Origin of the sequence: Haemophilus sp. HMSC066A11 (assembly GCF_001811665.1) — a bacterium.
GTDB classification, from domain to species: domain Bacteria; phylum Pseudomonadota; class Gammaproteobacteria; order Enterobacterales; family Pasteurellaceae; genus Haemophilus; species Haemophilus influenzae.
On sequence record NZ_KV805856.1, the window covers coordinates 171,406 to 191,563 of the forward strand.

20 protein-coding genes are annotated in these 20,158 nt (G+C 37.4%); 10 read left to right on the forward strand and 10 right to left on the reverse strand.

Annotated features, from left to right (window positions below; all coding sequences use genetic code 11):
* The first annotated feature begins 110 nt into the window (after positions 1-110).
* Positions 111-398, forward strand: coding sequence for a YfcZ/YiiS family protein (locus HMPREF2813_RS02010; protein WP_005691446.1), 288 nt, complete (start codon positions 111-113; stop codon positions 396-398).
* Positions 399-495: 97 nt separating this feature from the next.
* Here HMPREF2813_RS02010 and cpdA read toward each other — a convergent pair whose 3' ends face one another.
* From cpdA to HMPREF2813_RS02035, 5 genes are all read right to left on the reverse strand, one after another.
* Entirely contained in the window at positions 496-1,320 is an 825-nt protein-coding gene (gene cpdA, locus HMPREF2813_RS02015) for a 3',5'-cyclic-AMP phosphodiesterase (protein WP_070646947.1), read from the reverse strand.
* Between the two features lie 9 nt (positions 1,321-1,329).
* Positions 1,330-1,962 (reverse strand): ADP-ribose diphosphatase, encoded by a 633-nt coding sequence (gene nudF, locus HMPREF2813_RS02020; protein WP_070646949.1) that lies wholly within the window; start codon positions 1,960-1,962, stop codon positions 1,330-1,332.
* A gap of 187 nt (positions 1,963-2,149) precedes the next feature.
* The gene (xseA, locus tag HMPREF2813_RS02025; RefSeq protein WP_070646951.1) at positions 2,150-3,469 is read right to left on the reverse strand and encodes an exodeoxyribonuclease VII large subunit; all 1,320 of its coding nucleotides are present in this window, start codon (positions 3,467-3,469) and stop codon (positions 2,150-2,152) included.
* Between the two features lies 1 nt (position 3,470).
* The gene (locus HMPREF2813_RS02030) at positions 3,471-4,685 is read right to left on the reverse strand and encodes a ribosomal protein uL16 3-hydroxylase (RefSeq protein ID WP_048946916.1); all 1,215 of its coding nucleotides are present in this window, start codon (positions 4,683-4,685) and stop codon (positions 3,471-3,473) included.
* 2 nt (positions 4,686-4,687) lie between these two features.
* Positions 4,688-4,996: an RnfH family protein gene (locus tag HMPREF2813_RS02035; RefSeq protein ID WP_005652202.1), complete on the reverse strand. Its 309-nt coding sequence runs from the start codon at positions 4,994-4,996 to the stop codon at positions 4,688-4,690.
* Positions 4,997-5,162: 166 nt separating this feature from the next.
* Here HMPREF2813_RS02035 and pth point away from each other — a divergent pair, with 166 nt between their 5' ends.
* From pth to HMPREF2813_RS02050, 3 genes are all read left to right on the forward strand, one after another.
* Positions 5,163-5,747 (forward strand): aminoacyl-tRNA hydrolase, encoded by a 585-nt coding sequence (gene pth, locus HMPREF2813_RS02040; RefSeq protein ID WP_005656397.1) that lies wholly within the window; start codon positions 5,163-5,165, stop codon positions 5,745-5,747.
* A 47-nt stretch (positions 5,748-5,794) separates the two neighbouring features.
* A complete protein-coding gene (gene ychF / locus HMPREF2813_RS02045; protein ID WP_048946915.1) occupies positions 5,795-6,886 on the forward strand; it encodes a redox-regulated ATPase YchF in 1,092 nt (363 codons plus the stop codon).
* A gap of 74 nt (positions 6,887-6,960) precedes the next feature.
* On the forward strand, positions 6,961-8,832 hold the full coding sequence (locus HMPREF2813_RS02050) for an acyltransferase family protein (RefSeq protein WP_070646953.1): 1,872 nt from the start codon (positions 6,961-6,963) through the stop codon (positions 8,830-8,832).
* Between the two features lie 42 nt (positions 8,833-8,874).
* On the opposite strand, the gene rnd is transcribed toward HMPREF2813_RS02050, so the two are convergent.
* From rnd to HMPREF2813_RS02075, 5 genes are read right to left on the reverse strand one after another with little or no spacing between them, the layout of a single operon-like run.
* Positions 8,875-10,017, reverse strand: coding sequence for a ribonuclease D (gene rnd, locus HMPREF2813_RS02055; RefSeq protein WP_005656394.1), 1,143 nt, complete (start codon positions 10,015-10,017; stop codon positions 8,875-8,877).
* A gap of 55 nt (positions 10,018-10,072) precedes the next feature.
* Positions 10,073-11,761: a long-chain-fatty-acid--CoA ligase FadD gene (gene fadD / locus HMPREF2813_RS02060; RefSeq protein WP_005656393.1), complete on the reverse strand. Its 1,689-nt coding sequence runs from the start codon at positions 11,759-11,761 to the stop codon at positions 10,073-10,075.
* 41 nt (positions 11,762-11,802) lie between these two features.
* A complete protein-coding gene (locus HMPREF2813_RS02065) occupies positions 11,803-12,354 on the reverse strand; it encodes a Slp family lipoprotein (RefSeq protein WP_048946913.1) in 552 nt (183 codons plus the stop codon).
* Between the two features lie 24 nt (positions 12,355-12,378).
* A complete protein-coding gene (tsaB, locus tag HMPREF2813_RS02070) occupies positions 12,379-13,089 on the reverse strand; it encodes a tRNA (adenosine(37)-N6)-threonylcarbamoyltransferase complex dimerization subunit type 1 TsaB (protein ID WP_048946912.1) in 711 nt (236 codons plus the stop codon).
* A 12-nt stretch (positions 13,090-13,101) separates the two neighbouring features.
* The gene (locus HMPREF2813_RS02075; protein WP_048946911.1) at positions 13,102-15,024 is read right to left on the reverse strand and encodes a DNA repair helicase YoaA; all 1,923 of its coding nucleotides are present in this window, start codon (positions 15,022-15,024) and stop codon (positions 13,102-13,104) included.
* A 325-nt stretch (positions 15,025-15,349) separates the two neighbouring features.
* On the opposite strand from HMPREF2813_RS02075, the gene ybgC reads away from it, so the two are divergent.
* From ybgC to pal, 6 genes are all read left to right on the forward strand, one after another.
* On the forward strand, positions 15,350-15,760 hold the full coding sequence (gene ybgC / locus HMPREF2813_RS02080; protein WP_005649192.1) for a tol-pal system-associated acyl-CoA thioesterase: 411 nt from the start codon (positions 15,350-15,352) through the stop codon (positions 15,758-15,760).
* A 16-nt stretch (positions 15,761-15,776) separates the two neighbouring features.
* Entirely contained in the window at positions 15,777-16,463 is a 687-nt protein-coding gene (gene tolQ, locus HMPREF2813_RS02085; RefSeq protein ID WP_042593340.1) for a protein TolQ, read from the forward strand.
* A 70-nt stretch (positions 16,464-16,533) separates the two neighbouring features.
* Positions 16,534-16,953: a colicin uptake protein TolR gene (tolR, locus tag HMPREF2813_RS02090; protein WP_005649190.1), complete on the forward strand. Its 420-nt coding sequence runs from the start codon at positions 16,534-16,536 to the stop codon at positions 16,951-16,953.
* A gap of 15 nt (positions 16,954-16,968) precedes the next feature.
* Positions 16,969-18,165: a cell envelope integrity protein TolA gene (gene tolA / locus HMPREF2813_RS02095; RefSeq protein ID WP_065245019.1), complete on the forward strand. Its 1,197-nt coding sequence runs from the start codon at positions 16,969-16,971 to the stop codon at positions 18,163-18,165.
* Positions 18,166-18,206: 41 nt separating this feature from the next.
* Complete coding sequence (gene tolB, locus HMPREF2813_RS02100; protein WP_048946909.1) at positions 18,207-19,490, forward strand: Tol-Pal system beta propeller repeat protein TolB; 1,284 nt, start codon at positions 18,207-18,209, stop codon at positions 19,488-19,490.
* Positions 19,491-19,513: 23 nt separating this feature from the next.
* On the forward strand, positions 19,514-19,975 hold the full coding sequence (gene pal, locus HMPREF2813_RS02105) for a peptidoglycan-associated lipoprotein Pal (protein WP_005652235.1): 462 nt from the start codon (positions 19,514-19,516) through the stop codon (positions 19,973-19,975).
* Positions 19,976-20,158: the final 183 nt, after the last annotated feature.

Below are 20,158 nucleotides of genomic sequence, written 5' to 3' on the forward strand. Positions count from 1 at the left end.
GTTAGCAGGAGCTTTTTGCATTTAATGGATTGTTTTGTTCAATTTTTGTCATTTATGGGGAAAAAGAAAAATGATAAAATGCACAAAAATATTCATATAAGGAAAAGAAAATGACCGTAAAATGCAAAGCAGAAGAATCCTTAACTTGTAGCTGTGTTGATGTAGGCACGATTATTGATGGCTCTGACTGTAGCGTAGAAGTACATCAATTTTATAGCACAGAAGCTGATGCCAATGCAGCGCTTGAGCGATTAACGAAGAAAGCGCGCGATATAGAAAGCGATCCTTGCGAAATTAAAAGCGAAATCGTGGCAGTTGAAAACGGCGTTCAATTAAATGCTTCTTTCACTTTTAGTTGCCAAGCAGAAGCGATGATTTTTGAACTGGCGAATCGTTAAAAACAATTAAAAATTTGACCGCACTTTTATTGGGTTAGAATAGTGGACGTTTTAAAAATGCTTACTATGAAAGTGATTTTTAAAACGTCCACAAAATTTAATATCCATCTTCTTGCATATTCGGCAAAAATTCCGCTTGCTGAATACGTTTCACTTGGGTACGAATTGAACCATCTGAATGTAGCTCAATTTCACGCCAACCAGGCTGTAAGGTATCAAGAGAAAAATACTGGCAATCAGGTTTAAATTGAATACAAGTCGCTGGTGTTGCCATTACTTGATAACCATTCCATTCACTATTTACTTCTTGATGAATATGCCCATATAAAATAGCTTTCACATTGGAAAAAGGCGCAAGCACTTCTGCCAATTCGTGAGAATTACGAAGGTTATGTTGATCAAGCCACGCGGAATTAGTTGGTAATAAATGGTGATGTAATACAACCAAGGTATAGCGTTCTGGATTTTTTCCTAAGGTTTCTTTTAATAAATCAAGTTGATGCTGGCTTAGTTGCCCATGTGGTACACCGTAAACTTGGCTATCCAACAATAAGGCTTGCCAATGTTCGCCCAATAGAAGATGTTTTGCTGCGTTCATTGGAGGCTGATTTAAAAATTCTGCCATTTTAGGCTGAAAATCGTGATTTCCTGGAATCCAAAACACAGGTTTATTGAAAGGTTTCATCATTTCTACAAAACGAATGTAACCTTCATCGCTACTATCTTGCACAAGATCGCCTGTAGCAAGAATCACATCAAACTCATGATTTTCTTGCTGAATTTCCTTTAATACTTGAGCAAAACTTGCTTGTGTATTTACCCCCAATAATTCCGCACTTTCATCTTTAAATAAATGGGGATCGGTAATTTGTAATAACTTTATAACAGGCTTTTCCGCCTGATAAACAAACGTATTTTTCATTAATGCCCCCTAGCTACGTTTCCAACTTTGTTGTAACTGAGCATAATTTAATTGAAGCCACTGCAATCCAATCACTGCAATGCCATTATCAATTTTCCCCTCGCACATCCATTGATACGCCTGTTCACGTTTTACTACGTGCACTTTAATGTCTTCATTTTCTTCAGCCAAACCGTGAATGCCTTTTGCTTGTGCGCTATCCACTTCGCCTGCAAATAAATGAATCCGCTCCACGATGCCACCTGGGCTATCCCACACACTTAAACAATGTGTTAAATTTTTGACTTGAATCCCTGCTTCTTCTTCACTCTCACGCAAAGCAACGTCTTCTGGCTTTTCGCCTTTTTCCACCATACCTGCAATGAGTTCAAGTAACCAAGGCGAACGATGAGATTCAGGATGATAAGCCGCGCCAATACGAACTTGTTCGACTAAAATCACAGAATCTTCTTTTGGATCATAAGCGATAACTGCTGAGGCGGCACCTTTAATCAGTAATTCTCGGGTTACGATGCCACTTTGCCCTCCAGCAAAAAGTTTATGTTTAAATTGGATTTGTTTAAGCGTGAAAAAACCTTCATATAAAGTTTGTTCTCCCAATATTTCTATATCTTGTTGGCTAAAATGTTGAATTTCTGACATCTGTTTTCTCCAAAACTGAACGCAAAATCATACGCTTAAAAGACTACAAAAAAAATAGAAGGTTTCCACTTTTTGTTGAAAGTTTGAAGTGAGTCACAAAATAAAATACCGTGATAATTTATTCAATAATCACGGCATTCTTTTTTCGTAAGATAATGTTTTACTCCATTTTTACAAAACAGATATTCTACAAAACCTTACTCATAATTTTTCCATCAGCCACTTGGGTTGTAATTAAGTCCCCTTGATTGACATCTTTCACGCTAACAATGGCCTTACCTTGCGGGTTTTCCGCAATGGAATAACCTCTTGCCAATACTTTCAACGGGCTTAAACCATCCAATTTTCCGCATAACGTTGCCAGTTTATTTTGACGCTCCGTCACTTGGCGATTTACGCAAAAATTTAACCGCACTTGAAGTTGTTCTAAGCGTTGTTGATGACGTTGCACTCGATATGGCAATGGATTTTGTTTTAAACGAACAGAAAGTGCGGTGAATTTTTGTTGTGTATTTTCAAACTGACGCAACATAGCAAGTTGCAAGCGATGCGTAAGCTGTTCATTTTTTGCTTGTTGAGCACGTAGCTGATTCTGTGGATGTTGATTTTGCAATCGTAAGGCAAGCTGTTTCAAACGCTGGCTTTTTCGCGTAAATAAACGATCAAATGCCATATCTAAACGTTGCTGTTGATGGCGAAGTTGTTGCAATAATTCATCTTGATTACGACTAACTAACTCTGCCGCAGCAGAAGGGGTCGGCGCACGAAGATCTGCCACAAAATCGGCAATCGTCACATCTGTTTCGTGTCCCACCGCACTGATAATAGGTAAGGTTGAACGAAAAATCGCTCGCGCCACTTCTTCTTCATTAAAACACCAAAGATCTTCTAATGAACCTCCACCACGACCCACAATTAATACATCTACTTCTTGTCGCAAATTGGCAAGTTCAATCATTTGCACAATTTCTGCAGTTGCCTCTTTGCCTTGAACCGCAGTGGGATAAATGACGACTTTTAAACTTGGATCACGGCGTGCCAAAATATGCAAAATATCTTGCAATGCCGCACCTGTAGAAGAAGTAATAATCCCCACTGCTTTACTAAAGTGCGGTAGATTTTTCTTGAGATTTTGAGCAAATAAACCTTCCGCAGCCAACTTCATTTTTAACGCTTCAAATTGCTGTTGCAATAATCCCTCGCCTGCTGGGTGCATAGAATCAATAATAAGTTGATAATCGCCGCGAGGCTCATATAAACTCACATTGGCACGCACAAGCACTTGCATTCCATTTTGTGGACGAAAAGCTACACGCAAATTTTTCATACGAAACATTGCACAACGCACCTGTGCATTTTCATCTTTCAGCGTTAAATACCAATGTCCAGACACAGGTTGGGTAAAATTGGAAATTTCCCCCGTTAGCCAAATTTGGCAAAAATTGCCCTCAAGTATCTGACGCGCAGCAGAATTTAGTTGAGAGACGGAATAAATATTGTCTGACATGTTATTCAATTAACGCCCAACCATCATCAACCCAATTACAAATGGAATCCAACAGTAAATCCATTGAAGTTTCGGGATCTTCGGTTTCATTCACTAAATTAGATAGAAATACCCAATCTAAACTTTCGCCGTCAGACAAGCGTTTTAATACTTCGCTCTCAATTATATTAAGTTCATCTAACCATTCGCCGTTCGCATAAATTCGCAACGGATTTTCGGTGTAAAGCAATTTACAATTGTTGTCTTGAGAAAGGAATGCGCCATCTTCTTCTAAAATTGACCGCACTTCATCGGGATCGCACATTTCATCAGAAACCAATAACTCATAACGACGAGAACTTACCGCACTTGCTACGGCTTGCTTAAACAACGCATCAAAAGCTTCTGAATGAGCCAATTTATCCAATAAAAGCTGTTTCATCGCTTGAATATTTTCATCTGCAAGTTTACCTGTAGCTTGTACAGACTGGCTTAAACGTAGCGGTAAATCAAATTCACTTAAATTCAAATCTGGATCTTGATGACAGAAACTTTTGCTTACGCTATCAATCAAATTACTTAAATTTGGATAACGCAAGCCAAAAGAAAAGGTTAAACAATCATCTTCAGCCACGCCATAATGTGCCATACGGGCTGGAATATACAAAATATCCCCTGGATTCATTACTTCATCAATGACTAATTCGCCCATATCATCAAAAATTCGGATCGATTGATTGGGTTTAAATTCAGTGCTTGCATCACACCATTTACCCACTTGCCAACGACGATGGCCATAGCCTTGCACTAAAAATACATCATATTCATCATAATGCTTACCAACAGAGCCACCTTTCGGCGCGTAAGACACCATAATGTCGTCACGTTGCCATTGAGGAATAAAGCCAAATTTGTTCCAAAGTTGCCCTAATTCAGGCGACCATTGCTCCAAATTTTGAACTAACACAGACCATTTTTCTGGCAATTTTTGGAAATCCTTTTCGCTCAAAGGGCTAAAAAAAACTTTCCAATTATCATCAGAAAATGTCTTCACTAAACGAGCAGTAACATCTTCATTTTGTGCAAGTTCAATAATATCTTGTGGCTTAAACTGCCCAACAATTTCAGGCAAACCGTTACGAATTACAAGTGGCTTTTTCTGCCAATAATCCCGTAGAAAAATTTCTGGCGTGATATGTTCAGGTAAACAAAAATCAATAGATGAAAGTGCGGTCATTTTTAAGCTCCTTTTTCTTTATTTTTAGCGGCAGCTTGTTCTGCTGCACGTTTACGGCGAATTTCTTTCGGATCAGCAAGTAATGGACGATAAATTTCAATACGATCGCCCTCTTTTAATACATCAGTCAATTTTATTGGACGACTGAAAATCCCAATTTTATTTGTACTCAAATCAATCTCTGGAAATTGGCTTAAAATCCCCGATTGCGTAATCGCCGTTTGCACGGTGATTCCTTCATCAACTTGAAAAGATTTCAAATAATAACGTTCGGGAAAAGCATAAGCGATTTCAATGTTAATCTGATTCATTTTTACTTCTTCATTAAAAAATTTTAGCCATTATAACGGAAAAGTGCGGTGACTTTTAATGATAAATCACGAGCAATAAATTACCTCTTTGTTTCCGCCTTATAGATTGAGAATTTAAGGCTTTTTCGCTACAATACGCCACTATTTTTTACATCATCAAATAAAAATGTCAGAAATAAAACTTATTGTTGGTTTAGGCAACCCTGGCGATAAATATACAGATACACGCCACAATGCAGGCGAATGGCTTATTGAACGCTTGGCACGTCGTTTTAACGTTTCACTAAATCCAGAAAGTAAATTCTTCGGAAAAACTGCCCGCACTTTAGTGAATGGAAAAGAAGTACGCCTTTTAGTGCCAACAACTTTTATGAATTTAAGCGGTAAAGCGGTTGGGGCATTGGCAAATTTTTACCGTATTAAACCTGAAGAAATTTTGGTTATTCACGATGAACTAGATTTACCTGCTGGCATCGCAAAACTCAAACAAGGCGGTGGACATGGTGGGCATAACGGCTTAAAAGATATTGTGGCACAACTAGGCAATAACAATAATTTCTACCGTTTACGCATTGGCATTGGGCATCCAGGCCATCGTGATTTAGTGGCAGGTTACGTCTTAAATAAACCATCGCCAGCAGATCGCAATGCACTTGAAAAAGTGCTAGATGAAGCCACTGATTGTGTGGAAATGATTTTCAAAGATGGAATGGTCAAAGCGACCAACCGTTTAAATAGTTTTAAAATTTAAAAGTGCGGTTAGTTTTACAACCGTTTTACTCAAAATAAGGAAAAATTATGGGATTCAAATGTGGTATTGTGGGATTGCCAAATGTCGGCAAATCTACTCTTTTTAACGCGCTCACTAAAGCTGGTATTGAAGCCGCAAACTATCCATTCTGTACTATCGAACCAAATACTGGTGTCGTGCCAATGCCAGATCCGCGTTTAGATGCATTGGCAGAAATCGTTAAGCCTGAACGCGTATTACCTACCACGATGGAATTTGTGGACATTGCAGGCTTAGTTGCAGGTGCTAGCAAAGGCGAGGGCTTAGGTAATAAATTCTTAGCAAACATCCGCGAAACAGACGCAATTGGTCACGTAGTGCGTTGTTTTGAAAACGATGACATTGTACACGTTGCAGGGAAAATTGACCCACTTGATGATATTGACACTATCAACACTGAATTAGCCTTAGCAGACTTAGACAGTTGTGAACGAGCAATCCAACGTTTACAAAAACGTGCAAAAGGTGGCGATAAAGAAGCTAAATTTGAACTTTCCGTTATGGAAAAAATTCTCCCTGTGCTGGAAAATGCAGGAATGATTCGTTCTGTTGGGTTAGATAAAGAAGAATTGCAAGCAATCAAGAGTTACAACTTCTTAACGTTAAAACCAACAATGTATATCGCAAACGTAAATGAAGATGGTTTTGAAAATAATCCATACTTAGATCGCGTTCGTGAAATTGCCGAAAAAGAGGGCGCTGTTGTTGTTCCTGTATGTGCAGCGATTGAATCTGAAATTGCAGAACTTGATGATGAAGAAAAAGTCGAGTTTTTACAAGATTTAGGCATTGAAGAACCAGGATTGAACCGTGTAATTCGTGCAGGATATGCGCTTTTAAATCTTCAAACTTATTTCACTGCTGGCGTAAAAGAAGTACGAGCTTGGACAGTTTCAGTCGGCGCAACCGCACCAAAAGCAGCCGCTGTAATCCACACCGACTTTGAAAAAGGCTTTATCCGAGCAGAAGTTATCGCTTACGAAGACTTTATCCAATTCAACGGTGAAAACGGTGCAAAAGAAGCGGGTAAATGGCGTTTAGAAGGCAAAGATTACATCGTACAAGATGGCGATGTAATGCACTTTCGATTCAACGTGTAAAAACACATAAAAAAATAACCGCACTTTTGACGCAGAAATAAAGGTGCGGTTTATATTTTTATTAAAGGAATATTATGTCATCTATTAAATATCGTCCAGAAATTGATGGACTACGCGCAATTGCTGTTATTTCAGTCATTATTTATCATCTTAATGAAAACTGGTTATCTGGTGGTTTTCTTGGGGTGGATATTTTCTTTGTTATTTCTGGTTTTCTGATTACGGGTATTATTATCACAGAAATTCAACAGAATTCTTTTTCGCTTAAACAATTTTATACTCGACGTATTAAACGAATTTATCCTGCTTTTATTACAGTGATGGCATTAGTGTCTTTCATTGCGTCTGCTATTTTTATTTATAATGATTTCAATAAATTAAGAAAAACCATTGAATTAGCTATTGCATTCCTATCTAATTTCTATCTAGGATTAACACAAGGTTATTTTGATTTAAGTGCGAATGAAAACCCTGTATTACATATTTGGTCATTAGCCGTAGAAGAACAATACTATCTTATTTTTCCACTTATCCTCATTTTAGCTTATAAAAAATTTAGAGAAATTAAAGTATTGTTTATTATAACGCTAATTTTGTTTTTTATTTTACTTGCGACATCTTTTGTTTCAGCTAACTTTTACAAAGAAGTATTGCATCAGCCTAATATTTATTATCTCTCTAACCTAAGATTTCCTGAATTACTTGTAGGATCTTTGTTGGCAATTTATCATAATCTTTCAGCAAGCAAGCAAGCAAGCAAGCAAGCAAGCAATCTTATTGCAATATTAAGTACATTACTATTATTTTCCTGCTTATTTTTAATGAATAATAATATTGCATTTATTCCAGGTATTACTTTAATTCTTCCTTGTATTTTTACAGCATTAATTATTCATACCACATCACAAAATAACATCGTTAAATTATGTTTATCTAATAAAGCAATAGTGTTTATTGGAAAAATTTCTTATTCTCTTTATTTATATCATTGGATTTTTATTGCGTTTGCTTATTATATAACGGGCGAAAAACAAATTAATAATCAATCTATCGCTATAGTAATAATATTAACAATAATTTTTTCAGTTCTAAGTTATTATTTAATCGAACAACCAATTAGAAAATCGAAACTAAACTTTAAACAGGCATTTATCTATCTTTATCTAATTCCTTCTCTTTTTATTATTGGTTATAACACCTATGAAAGAAAACAAATTAGAAAAGAAAAAGAACATATTGAATTAGATATTCCGTTTTCTACACATAAAAATTCTCATCCAAGTAAAATTATCACTATCGGTGATTCTCATGCTGGGCATTTGGAACAATTCTTGGATTATGTAGGCTATATTGAAGGATGGAAATCAGATATTTTAAATACTGGTCCTGAATGCCGAGTGTTAGTTGATAAAAAATCTAAGGTAAGTAATCAATGCTTACAACAATGGGATGAAATACAAAAATATAATGTAGTTTTTATTTCTGAATTTTATGATTTAAGAATGGGAGGGCAACCTGTTCCGCGATTTAATGCTCAATCATACTTAGTTGATGACTTTCAAAATCGTTTTGTAGAAACAGTTAAATTACTTGCTAAATCAAAATCAGTTTATATCTTTGCAAATAACAGTTCTATTAGCAGATCGCCTATTCGTGGATATTTACTGGGAAAATATGGACTTGAAAAATATTTGGAACCAATTCGTAGAATGGGCGATATTGATGCGAGTAACAAAATCATTCACGATTTAATCAAAGATATTCCTAATGTTTATTGGGTAGATGCTCAACAGTATTTACCAAAAGATAGCGTTATGGCAGAAGGAAAATTATTGTACGCTGATCAAGATCACTTAACAAATTTTGGTGCTTACTATATGGCAAAAGAATTTAGTAAATATCAACGAGTGATGACACCTGAACAAGTGAAAAAACTCTACGAGTAGAAACTAAAAGCGTTGAGCTATTTGCCCAACGCTTTTTTATATTTACCTAAGTTCATCAACTAACTTCTCACCAATAGGTTTTCGCCATCCAATCAGCAATTCTGGTAGTTTATCTTGAGAACAATCATATTTCCAAACCCATTTAATTAATTCATCCAAAGTGCGTTTACTTGCAACGATTTCAGGGGTTAAACCTGCTGGTGTTAGGCTATTCACTTTTTCTTGTAATAATTGAATTGTTTTTTTATAACGAGGATCTTCAGAAATACGTTCAATAGGTTCAGGATAGTCATTAGACGAAATACGTCTTGCTTGAGAAAGTAATTGTAGAATTTTCTTACCACGCACACGCACTTCATTTTCAGTTAATCCCATTTCTAACATTTCAGATGTATTACGTGGATTATTCTTTGCCACTTTCCAAAGATGTTCTGATTTCACAATATAAGAAAGTGCTAAATCACGTTCTATTGCGACATTTTGTCGCCACTGCGACAAGATTCTTAAACGAGACAATTCTAATGAATTTAATTTCCAAGCATTTGGAATATCTAAATACGCTTTTTCTGAATCTCGCTCTTGTAATTTATGCGTTTTAGAAAGAGCCAGTTCGCAATCATCTCTTACTGCTTGTTCCCAAGGTGTTTTTGCTAACTCTTTTTCAAGAATATGATAAAGCGGTAACAAATACCAAACATCGCCTGCGGCATATTGAAGTTGAATATCAGAAAGGGGGCGTTTGATCCAATTGGTGCGAGTTGCACCTTTATCGATTTCTATATTTAAATATTGTTGTGCTAATTTTGCCAAGCCTGCTGATGCACCCAGCCCAATAAAGCGGGCCATAATTTGCGTATCAATCATTGGGTGTGGAAGCTGATCAAATTCTTGTAAGAAAACCAATAAATCTTCACTACAAGAATGTAAGATTTTTAATACCTTAGGATTGGCTAATAGTGCAATAAAAGGCGAAAAATCCGTAATCGCTAAAGGATCAATTAAAGATACGCGTTCTCCATCATAAAGTTGGATTAATCCCAACTTAGGAAAATAAGTGGAAACACGCATAAATTCTGTATCTAAGGCGACCGCACTTTTCTGTTGGGCTAAATTACAAACTTCTAATAGCGTAGCATTATCCGCAATGACCCTAAAGTGCGGTGGATTTTGACATTCTTTTATCATAGTGATTTTTTATTTGAAAAGAACAAAAATGGGATATTGCTATCCCATTTTGACATTAATGTTTTGTACGTTTTGCGATTTCTTCATCGCGTAAAACCCGACGTAAAATCTTACCAACATTAGTTTTTGGCAGTTCGTCTCGGAACTCAATTTCTTTTGGTATTTTATAGCCAGTGAGATATTGACGACAATGGTTGCGAAGTTCATCACGAGTTAAAGTATCGTCTTTTTTCACGACAAAGATTTTTATCGTTTCGCCAGAAACTGCGTGAGGAACACCAATTGCCACAGCCTCAGCCACTTTGTAATTCAGCATAACGACATCTTCAATTTCATTTGGATAGACATTAAAGCCAGAAACCAAAATCATATCTTTTTTACGATCCACAATGCGTAAACTATATGATTCATCCATAATGACAATATCGCCTGTTGCCATCCAACCGTCTTTTAATACTTCACTGGTTGCTTCTGGTCGTTGCCAATAACCTCGCATTACTTGATCGCCTTTCACCCATAATTCGCCAGCTTCGCCAATTTTTGCATCTGAACCGTCATCTTTAATGATTTTTATATCAGTATTTGGCACTGGCACGCCAATAGTACCATTATGTTTCACAACATTAATTGGACAAGCGGCGATTAATGGCGAACACTCCGTCATTCCATACCCCTCAATGATGTTACAGCCCGTTAATTCGTGCCAACGTGTTGCTACAGACTGTTGAATAGCCATACCGCCACCCACAGAAAGTTTCAACGCAGAAAAATCAACTTCTTTGAAATTTTCATTATTTAACAACGCATTAAATAAGGTATTCACACCAGTGATTGCTTCAAAACGGTATTTTTTCAACTCTTTCACAAATCCTTCAATATCTCTCGGATTGGTGATTAAGATCGCCGTGACACCTAACTCTAAAAATAATAAGCAGTTTACCGTTAAGGCAAATACGTGATAAAGAGGCAAGGCTAAAATAGCTGAACGAGTGCGAGAATGATCGCCAATAAATGGCTCTGCAATCCATTTTGCTTGGAAGACATTGGTTATAATATTTCCGTGTGTCAGCATTGCACCTTTCGCCACGCCTGTTGTGCCGCCAGTGTATTGTAAAAAGGCTAAATCCTCACGCGATATTTCTGGACGAACATATTGGCGATATTTACCAATACTCAATACTTCACGGAACGTCACTGCGTGCGGTAATTTGTATTTCGGCACGAGTTTTTTCACATATTTCACAACAAAATTAATCAAAGTACGTTTACCAAATGAAAGTTGATCGCCCATTCGGGTAAGAATAACGTGTTTGACATTAGTATTGAAAACAACTTTTTCTAAGGTAGAAGCAAAATTTGATACCACGACAATCGCTACCGCACCACTATCTTGCAACTGATGTTCTAATTCTCTCGGTGTATAAAGTGGATTGACATTTACTGCAATTAAGCCAGCACGCAAAATGCCAAAAAGTGCGATGGGATATTGCAATAAATTTGGCATCATCAATGCCACGCGATCGCCACGTTGAAGTTTAAATTCATTTTGCAAATATGCGGCAAATGCACGACTGCGCTCTTCTAATTTACGGAAAGTAAGTACTTGCCCCATATTAATGTAAGCGGGGCGATCTGGATGTTCACGCACTGCTTTGTCGAACATATCCAAAATAGATTCATATTTTGAGGTATCCAAAAATTTTTCAGAACCTTCTGGATAATTTTGAAACCAAATTTTTTCCATTTTTTATCCTAATTTGTTGGAAAATCTTAAGATTTTATCATTTAATTCAAATAATAGTGAATTTGAGGCTGAACATACCAAAGGCGATGTCTCCATCTAAAAAATCCCCAATCATCATCTTCATCCCAATCATCTGTTGGATAATCATAGGTAGTACTGAGTGTCCAAATACGGTATTTATCCGCTTGAACAACAGGATAAGTATAATCAGCTTGTTCTATTTTGCCTTTCTCTGTTCCAGCTAATTGACCACCTACAGTAATATAACGTTCTTTTAAATTTTCAGGCTCAACAAAACCGTTGAAATACACGATAAAGCGACCATCGGATTGCAATTCAACAAATGGTTTACCTGAAATTGATGATACGGGTAAACTTAACACTTCAATTTTTGTTTGATTTGCTAAAACGGTAGTATTGACAATTTTTCCTCCAAGTCGAACTGTTTTACAATGACAGGTCAAATCCTGAGGAGAAATCTCGCGATAGGAATTAATTGAGAATCGCTCTTTTTCTAACCCTTTTGGTGGTGCAATACAGCCCGTTAATCCGAAACAAAGTGCGGTAAAAAATAAGGTGATTTTTCCTTTCATTTTCTATCCTCCAGTTATTTAAACTTATTCACGCCCTGGTAATTTTTTCCAAGTAACCTCGTTTCGCAAATAAATCGGTTCAATCTCTAAAGCTGAAATTGTGTGTTTTTGCAAAAATTCTACTCGTGCAAGTTCTAACATATATAAGGCATTAGGTAGTTCTATATCTGAGCCAGTTAGATTTTTTTCAGTAAATTGAGAATAAGCAGCCCAACCTGTCCCTACTCTAAATGCGTTATCATTTTGAAGCTGATTAATCGCTTGTTCTGGAGAACAAACTTGTTCGCTAATGATTTCTCGCCATTGAAAAACTTCCCCAAAATCTGACCGCACTTTTTCTCTCACTACTTGAGAAAAATAGACTTCATTCATTCTGGCATCAATTGCGGCAACGACATTTTCTGCTTGATGTAATTCAAATGCCGCCTGTGCCATTGCGGTTAAATTTGAAATTGGAATGACAGGCAAATCCGCACCAAACGCTAAACCTTGTGCAATCCCCGCACCAACACGAACGCCAGTAAAACTACCAGGCCCACGCCCAAAAGCTAAAGCATCAACTTGATTTAAACCTAAACCCGAATTTGCCAAAATTTCATCGATCATAGGTAAAATTCGTTTAGTGTGTGTGCGTTGTGCTAGTTCATTAATATGTGTTTTCTCACCACGATACAATAAAGCGACTGAACAGGCTTCAGTAGAGGTGTCCAACGCCAATAAAGTTAAATTTTGCATTATTATTCTCGTTTACTTATTTTGTAAGAATTGTATCACTTTGTTGAGATCACGGGTACGACTTGAGTTAGGTAAACTTTTCAAAAAAGTTTCGCCATAATTGCGCATCACTAATCGATTATCACAAATAATCACAACGCCACGATCTGTAACATCACGAATTAAACGTCCAACGCCTTGTTTCAAGGTAATTACCGCTTCAGGAATTTGAATATCATTGAATGGATCGCCACCTTGTAAACGACAATCCTCAATGCGAGCTTTCAACAAAGGCTCATCTGGCGCAGTAAAAGGAAGTTTATCAATAATCACTAAAGAAAGTGCATCGCCTCGCACATCTACACCTTCCCAAAAGCTAGAAGTTGCCACCAAAACGCTATGCGTTTCTTTTATAAATTGTTCGAGTAATTTGCCTTTTGAGGTTTCGCCTTGTAATAAAATCGAAAGATGACTTTTTTCACGGAAATATTCTGCTAAACCACGCATCATTGAATAGGAAGTGCAAAGAACAAAACAACGCCCTTTGTTTGCTTCAATCACAGGTAATAACATTTCGCCTAGTGAATTTAATGTATTCACTTGATTAGTATTCGGCAAATATCGAGGCACACAAAGCAAAGACTGCTCAGAATAATTAAAGGGACTATATAAAATTTTTTGTGTCGCATTTTCAATGCCTAAACGTTGGCAGAAATGATTAAAAGTTCCCCCCACTTCTAATGTCGCAGATGTGAATATCCAAGCGGCTTCTTTCGCTTCGAGCTGAGCACCAAATTTATCTGCTACTGTCAATGGCGTAATATGTAAACCAAACTGGCGACCATTTCCTTCATACCAATAACAATAACCCACAATATTTGTTTCAGATAAACGTTTGAGTTGGATTTTAATGGACTCAACACGCTCAAAAATACTGTCTAAAGTTTGGGAACGACCAAGTGCTAATTTAATTACTTCAGATAAAAAATCTATTTTCTCTTGTAATAATTCAAAGGCTTTTTTCACCGCACTTTGCCTGTAAAGCTCACGCCAATTTCCTCGAACATTACTCCCATTACCCAGTAATAAACGAAAATCTTGTACCACTTTCAGTAAGGTATCAGATGTTGTGCCAAGCTGATGCATATCTTTAAGTTCTGTGCGGTAAACAATATTAATATCCTTACACAAATCAAAAAGCTGGCGTGATGTTAAAGATTGACCAAAATATTGACTGGCAATATCGGGTAACTGATGAGCTTCGTCAAAAATAATCACTTCTGCATTCGGAATAAGTTCGCCAAAACCACTTTCTTTCACAGCCATATCAGCAAAAAATAAATGATGATTAACTACAACCAAATCAGCATTTAATGCTTTTTTACGCGCACTTGCTACATAACATTCTGAATAATTAGGGCAATCGGTGCCTAAACAGCTTTCCGCTGTACTCGTCAGTTGAGGAATAATTGGGCTATCTTCTGCAAGCTCGATACATTCTGTGAAATCGCCTGTTTTAGTACTATTATTCCATTTTCGTACTTTACTTAATTCAGCTAAAACAGACTTATCTCCAAGCACACCTTGAGCAATCACTTGATCTAAACGCTCTAAACAAAGATAGTTTGCCCGACCTTTTAGCAACGCAATTTTTCCCGTGAAATTAAGGGCTTTTTTAATAGCTGGAAGATCTCGATTAAAAAGCTGATCTTGAAGATTTTTAGATCCTGTAGAAATAATGGTTTTTTTACCAAAAACTAAAGCAGGTGCGAGATATGCAAAGGTTTTTCCTGTACCCGTTCCAGCTTCAACTACAAGAGAAGATTTATTTTGAATTGCTTTACCTACAGCATATGCCATTTCAAGTTGTTCAGCTCGAGGACGAAAACCTTTGATATTTTGGCTTAATTCGCCATTTAGTGAGAAAATATTGGCAATTTGATTTTCGTAATCCATCTAGTAAAACATATTTTTAAAGTAAATAACCGCAAAGATTGTCGCATAGAAACGCTAAATATCAAGAATAAAAATACTGGTGGCTTAAGATTACATAGAGGCTATTTTTAAAGAAAGGTTATGTTTTGAATGGATTTTGCTCAATTAGAAAGGTTAAAAATGATTTGTCATTACCTTATCTTTTGCTAGTCAGACTAAAAGTGCGGTAAAAATTTTAGATGTTTTAAAATGAATAAAATCTTATTGAGTTTTTTCATAGATAGCTTGCTTATCCCAAAAACTGGTTCTAGAATACAAGGTTTATTGCGACCAATTGGGTGAGAATATGTTGGATAATTGCTTTTCTTTTCCTGTTCGTGTGTATTATGAAGATACTGATGCAGGTGGCGTAGTGTATCACGCTCGCTATTTGCATTTTTTTGAACGAGCAAGAACAGAATATTTGCGTACATTAAATTTTACGCAACAAACCTTACTAGAGGAACAACAACTCGCATTTGTTGTCAAAACGCTCGCCATTGATTATTGCGTGGCAGCAAAATTGGATGATTTACTTATGGTGGAAACAGAGGTTTCAGAAGTAAAAGGAGCTACAATCCTTTTTGAACAGAGACTGATGCGCAACACCCTGATGTTATCAAAGGCTACTGTTAAAGTAGCCTGTGTTGATCTAGGCAAGATGAAACCTGTGGCGTTTCCCAAAGAAGTTAAAGCGGCGTTTCATCACTTAAAATAATTTTTCGGAGTATGCAATGACTGCAGAATTGAATTTTTTAGATCTTTTTCTAAAAGCAAGTATTGTTGTGCAATTGGTAATTGTGATTTTGATTTCTTTCTCAATCATATCTTGGGCAATTATTATTCAACGTAGCCGTATTTTAACGAATGCCTTAAAAGAAGCACGTACGTTTGAAGATCGTTTCTGGTCAGGAGAAGATTTAAATAAACTTTATGAAGGGCTATCTAATCGTCGCGATGGATTAACGGGCAGCGAACAAATTTTTTGCGTGGGATTTAAAGAATTTTCACGTTTAAAACAAGTAAATCCAGACGCACCTGAAGCGATTATTAAAGGCACAATGCGCGCGATGAATCTTGCGATGAACCGTGAGATTGAAAGTTTGGAAAGCCGAGTTCCATTCTTAGCCACAGTGGCATCTGTTAGCCCTTATATTGGTTTATTCGGAACTGTTTGGGGTATCATGCACGCTTTTATGGCATTAAGTGGTGCAAAACAAGCAACGTTACAGATGGTAGCGCCAGGTATCGCTGAGGCCTTGATTGCCACTGCGATTGGTTTATTTGCCGCAATTCCTGCAGTAATGGCTTATAACCGTTTAAGTTTACGAGTGAATGCCATTGAACAAGATTACGGTAATTTTATTGATGAATTTACGACGATTTTACACCGTCAAGCCTTTGGTAAAGCCCCTCACTAAAAATAGGGAAAATTGACCGCACTTTGAAGAAAAAGTGCGGTAAAAATAAGTTAAAATTTTAGAGGAATATATGGCTCGTCGTCAGCGTAAAGCAATTAAATCTGAAATTAATATTGTGCCTTTTTTAGATGTGCTTTTAGTTTTAGTGTTAATTTTTATGGCAACCGCCCCTATTATTAGTCAAAGCGTTCAAGTTGAATTGCCTGATTCTGTGCAAAGCCAAGAGGTTTCTAATGAAGATAAAGTCCCCGTCATTCTTGAAGTGGCAGGCATTGGAAAATATGCGATTTCTATTGGCGGAGAACGTCAAGAAGGTTTAACAGAAGAAATGGTTACTCAATTATCTAGACAGGAATTTGATAAGGATAATAATACGCTATTTTTAGTAGGCGGAGCTAAAGAAGTGCCTTATGAAGAAGTGATTAAGGCATTGAATTTACTTCATCTTGCAGGCATTAAATCTGTAGGTTTAATGACAAATCCCATTTAGCTAAGTAGGTAACACGTGCAAAATAATCGACAAAAGAAAGGAATCAATGCTTTTGCTATTTCTATCCTTTTGCACTTTATCTTGTTTGGCTTATTGATTTTAAGTTCGCTTTATCACACCGTTGAAATTATGGGTGGTGGAGAAGGTGAAGGAGATGTAATAGGGGCAGTGATTGTTGATACGGGTACGGCTGCTCAGGAATGGGGGCGTATTCAACAACAAAAAAAAGGGCAATCGGATAAACAAAAACGCCCAGAACCTGTTGTGGAAGAAAAACCACCTGAGCCTAATCAAGAAGAGATTAAGCATCAACAAGAAGTTCAACGACAAGAAGAGTTAAAACGTCAGCAAGAACAGCAACGTCAGCAAGAAATAAAAAAACAACAAGAGCAAGCTCGTCAAGAAGCGTTGGAAAAACAGAAGCAAGCTGAAGAGGCTAGGGCTAAACAAGCGGCTGAAGCTGCAAAATTAAAAGCAGATGCAGAGGCTAAACGTTTAGCTGCTGCGGCAAAACAAGCTGAAGAAGAGGCTAAAGCGAAAGCAGCAGAAATTGCTGCTCAAAAAGCAAAACAAGAGGCGGAAGCTAAGGCAAAACTAGAAGCCGAAGCTAAGGCAAAAGCCGCTGCTGAAGCTAAAGCAAAGGCTGAAGCGGAGGCAAAAGCGAAAGCTGATGCAGAAGCTAAGGCAAAAGTAGAAGCGGAAGCTAAGGCAAAAGCCGCCGCTGAAGCTAAAGCAAAAGCTGATGCAGAAGCTAAAGCGAAAGCCGCTGCTGAGGCAAAAGCTAAAGCTGCTACGGAAGCGAAACGTAAAGCAGATCAAGCAAGCCTAGATGATTTCTTAAATGGCGGAGATATTGGTGGCGGCAGTGCATCTAAAGGGGGAAACACAAATAAAGGTGGAACTCAAGGTAGCGGTGCTGCACTTGGCTCTGGCGATGGTGGTAAGGTTGGGGATCAATACGCAGGTGTAATTAAGAAAGAGATTCAACGTCGTTTCTTAAAAGATCCAAGTTTTGCAGGAAAGGTTTGTCGTATTAAAATTCAATTAGGTCGAGATGGCACAATCTTGGGGTATCAAAAAATTTCAGGCTCTGATGATATTTGTTCAGCTGCATTAAGTGCGGTGGCTAGAACGAAAAAAGTTCCAGCTGCGCCATCAGATGAAATTTATGAAAAATATAAATCACCAATTATTGACTTTGATATTCGATAATTCTTTAGAAAAATTTATTGTTAAATTTTAAAGGTAACAAAATGAAATTATTAAAACGTTTAGTGAGCGTATTCGCGATTGTACTTGCTGTTGGAAGCAATGCATTCGCTGGCGATGAAGTACGCATTGTCATTGATGAAGGGGTTGATGGTGCGCGCCCTATTGCTGTCGTGCCATTTGTTGGTTCTGCACCAGAAGATATTAGCAAAATAGTTGCAGATGATTTACGTAACAGTGGTAAGTTTAATCCTATTGCGGTGTCTCAAATGCCTCAACGCCCAACTTCAGTTGCAGAGGTGAATCCTGAGACTTGGTCGAATATTGGAATTGACGCAATTGTAATTGGACAAGTGGTTCCATCGGGTAATGGTTATAGTATTACTTATCAATTAATTGATACGGTTGGTGCATCAGGTACACCAGGGGCTGTATTAATGCAAAATAGCTATACAGTAACAAATAAATGGTTACGCTATGGCGCACATACTGTGAGTGATGAAGTTTTTGAAAAATTAACTGCGATCCGTGGTGCCTTTAGAACTCGTATCGCTTATGTTGTGCAAAAAAATGGTGGTTCGCAACCTTATGAAGTTCGTGTAGCAGATTATGATGGCTATAATCAATTTATCGTCAATCGTAGTGCCCAACCAATTATGTCTCCAGCTTGGTCTCCAGACGGCCAGCGTTTGGCTTATGTATCGTTTGAAAATAAAAAATCACAACTTGTTGTACAGGATTTAAATTCTGGCACACGTAAAGTAGTGGCATCTTTTCAAGGGCATAATGGCGCGCCAGCCTTTTCGCCAGATGGTTCTCGTTTAGCTTTTGCTTCTTCTCGTGATGGTGTTCTGAATATTTACGTTATGGGAGCAAATGGCGGTACACCTACTCAATTGACGAGTGGTGCGAGTAATAATACTGAACCAGCGTGGTCGCCAGACGGAAATTCAATTTTATTTACATCCGATAGAAGTGGTTCGCCACAAGTTTATCGAATGGATGCAAGCGGTGGTAGTGCAACAGTAGTGGGTGGTCGCGGCAGCGCGCAAATTAGTGCAGATGGAAAAACACTTGTGATGATTAATGGTAACAATAATGTAGTTAAACAAGATCTCACAACGGGCGTTTCAGAGGTACTTAGTACATCTTTTCTAGGCGAAAGTCCAAGCCTCTCTCCAAATGGAATTATGATTATTTATAGTTCTACACAGGGCTTAGGAAAGGTGCTACAATTGGTTTCTGCAGATGGTCGCTTTAAGGCGAGCCTTCCAGGAAGTGATGGTCAAGTTAAATTTCCAGCTTGGTCTCCATACTTAACTAAATAAAAAACTCATTTAGGAGAAATCTAATGAACAAATTTGTTAAATCATTATTAGTTGCAGGTTCTGTAGCTGCATTAGCAGCTTGTAGTTCATCTAACAACGATGCTGCAGGCAATGGTGCTGCTCAAACTTTTGGCGGTTACTCTGTTGCTGATCTTCAACAACGTTACAATACCGTTTATTTCGGTTTTGATAAATATGACATTACTGGTGAATACGTTCAAATCTTAGATGCGCACGCTGCATATTTAAATGCAACACCAGCTGCTAAAGTATTAGTAGAAGGTAACACTGATGAACGTGGTACACCAGAATACAACATCGCATTAGGCCAACGTCGTGCAGATGCAGTTAAAGGTTATTTAGCTGGTAAAGGTGTTGATGCTGGTAAATTAGGCACAGTATCTTACGGTGAAGAAAAACCTGCAGTATTAGGTCATGATGAAGCTGCATATTCTAAAAACCGTCGTGCAGTGTTAGCGTACTAATTCTTAGTATTTCTAATACTTGAAAAACAGGATCCATTTTTTATTGGATTCTGTTTTGTTTTCATCGTTTGTAATTTAACCAATTAGCTTGAACGAATGAATTTATTCTTTCGATTCTAGAGCAAATGCGTTATCATAGATCCATTAATACAGTGGGTCGTTAGCTCAGTCGGTAGAGCAGCG

Coding starts and splice junctions, on each gene's coding strand:
- HMPREF2813_RS02010 (WP_005691446.1), top strand. CDS start 111: ATGACCGTAAAATGCAAAGCAGAAGAATCCTTAACTTGTAGCTGTGTT.
- cpdA (WP_070646947.1), bottom strand. CDS start 1,320: ATGAAAAATACGTTTGTTTATCAGGCGGAAAAGCCTGTTATAAAGTTA.
- nudF (WP_070646949.1), bottom strand. CDS start 1,962: ATGTCAGAAATTCAACATTTTAGCCAACAAGATATAGAAATATTGGGA.
- xseA (WP_070646951.1), bottom strand. CDS start 3,469: ATGTCAGACAATATTTATTCCGTCTCTCAACTAAATTCTGCTGCGCGT.
- HMPREF2813_RS02030 (WP_048946916.1), bottom strand. CDS start 4,685: ATGACCGCACTTTCATCTATTGATTTTTGTTTACCTGAACATATCACG.
- HMPREF2813_RS02035 (WP_005652202.1), bottom strand. CDS start 4,996: ATGAATCAGATTAACATTGAAATCGCTTATGCTTTTCCCGAACGTTAT.
- pth (WP_005656397.1), top strand. CDS start 5,163: ATGTCAGAAATAAAACTTATTGTTGGTTTAGGCAACCCTGGCGATAAA.
- ychF (WP_048946915.1), top strand. CDS start 5,795: ATGGGATTCAAATGTGGTATTGTGGGATTGCCAAATGTCGGCAAATCT.
- HMPREF2813_RS02050 (WP_070646953.1), top strand. CDS start 6,961: ATGTCATCTATTAAATATCGTCCAGAAATTGATGGACTACGCGCAATT.
- rnd (WP_005656394.1), bottom strand. CDS start 10,017: ATGATAAAAGAATGTCAAAATCCACCGCACTTTAGGGTCATTGCGGAT.
- fadD (WP_005656393.1), bottom strand. CDS start 11,761: ATGGAAAAAATTTGGTTTCAAAATTATCCAGAAGGTTCTGAAAAATTT.
- HMPREF2813_RS02065 (WP_048946913.1), bottom strand. CDS start 12,354: ATGAAAGGAAAAATCACCTTATTTTTTACCGCACTTTGTTTCGGATTA.
- tsaB (WP_048946912.1), bottom strand. CDS start 13,089: ATGCAAAATTTAACTTTATTGGCGTTGGACACCTCTACTGAAGCCTGT.
- HMPREF2813_RS02075 (WP_048946911.1), bottom strand. CDS start 15,024: ATGGATTACGAAAATCAAATTGCCAATATTTTCTCACTAAATGGCGAA.
- ybgC (WP_005649192.1), top strand. CDS start 15,350: ATGTTGGATAATTGCTTTTCTTTTCCTGTTCGTGTGTATTATGAAGAT.
- tolQ (WP_042593340.1), top strand. CDS start 15,777: ATGACTGCAGAATTGAATTTTTTAGATCTTTTTCTAAAAGCAAGTATT.
- tolR (WP_005649190.1), top strand. CDS start 16,534: ATGGCTCGTCGTCAGCGTAAAGCAATTAAATCTGAAATTAATATTGTG.
- tolB (WP_048946909.1), top strand. CDS start 18,207: ATGAAATTATTAAAACGTTTAGTGAGCGTATTCGCGATTGTACTTGCT.
- pal (WP_005652235.1), top strand. CDS start 19,514: ATGAACAAATTTGTTAAATCATTATTAGTTGCAGGTTCTGTAGCTGCA.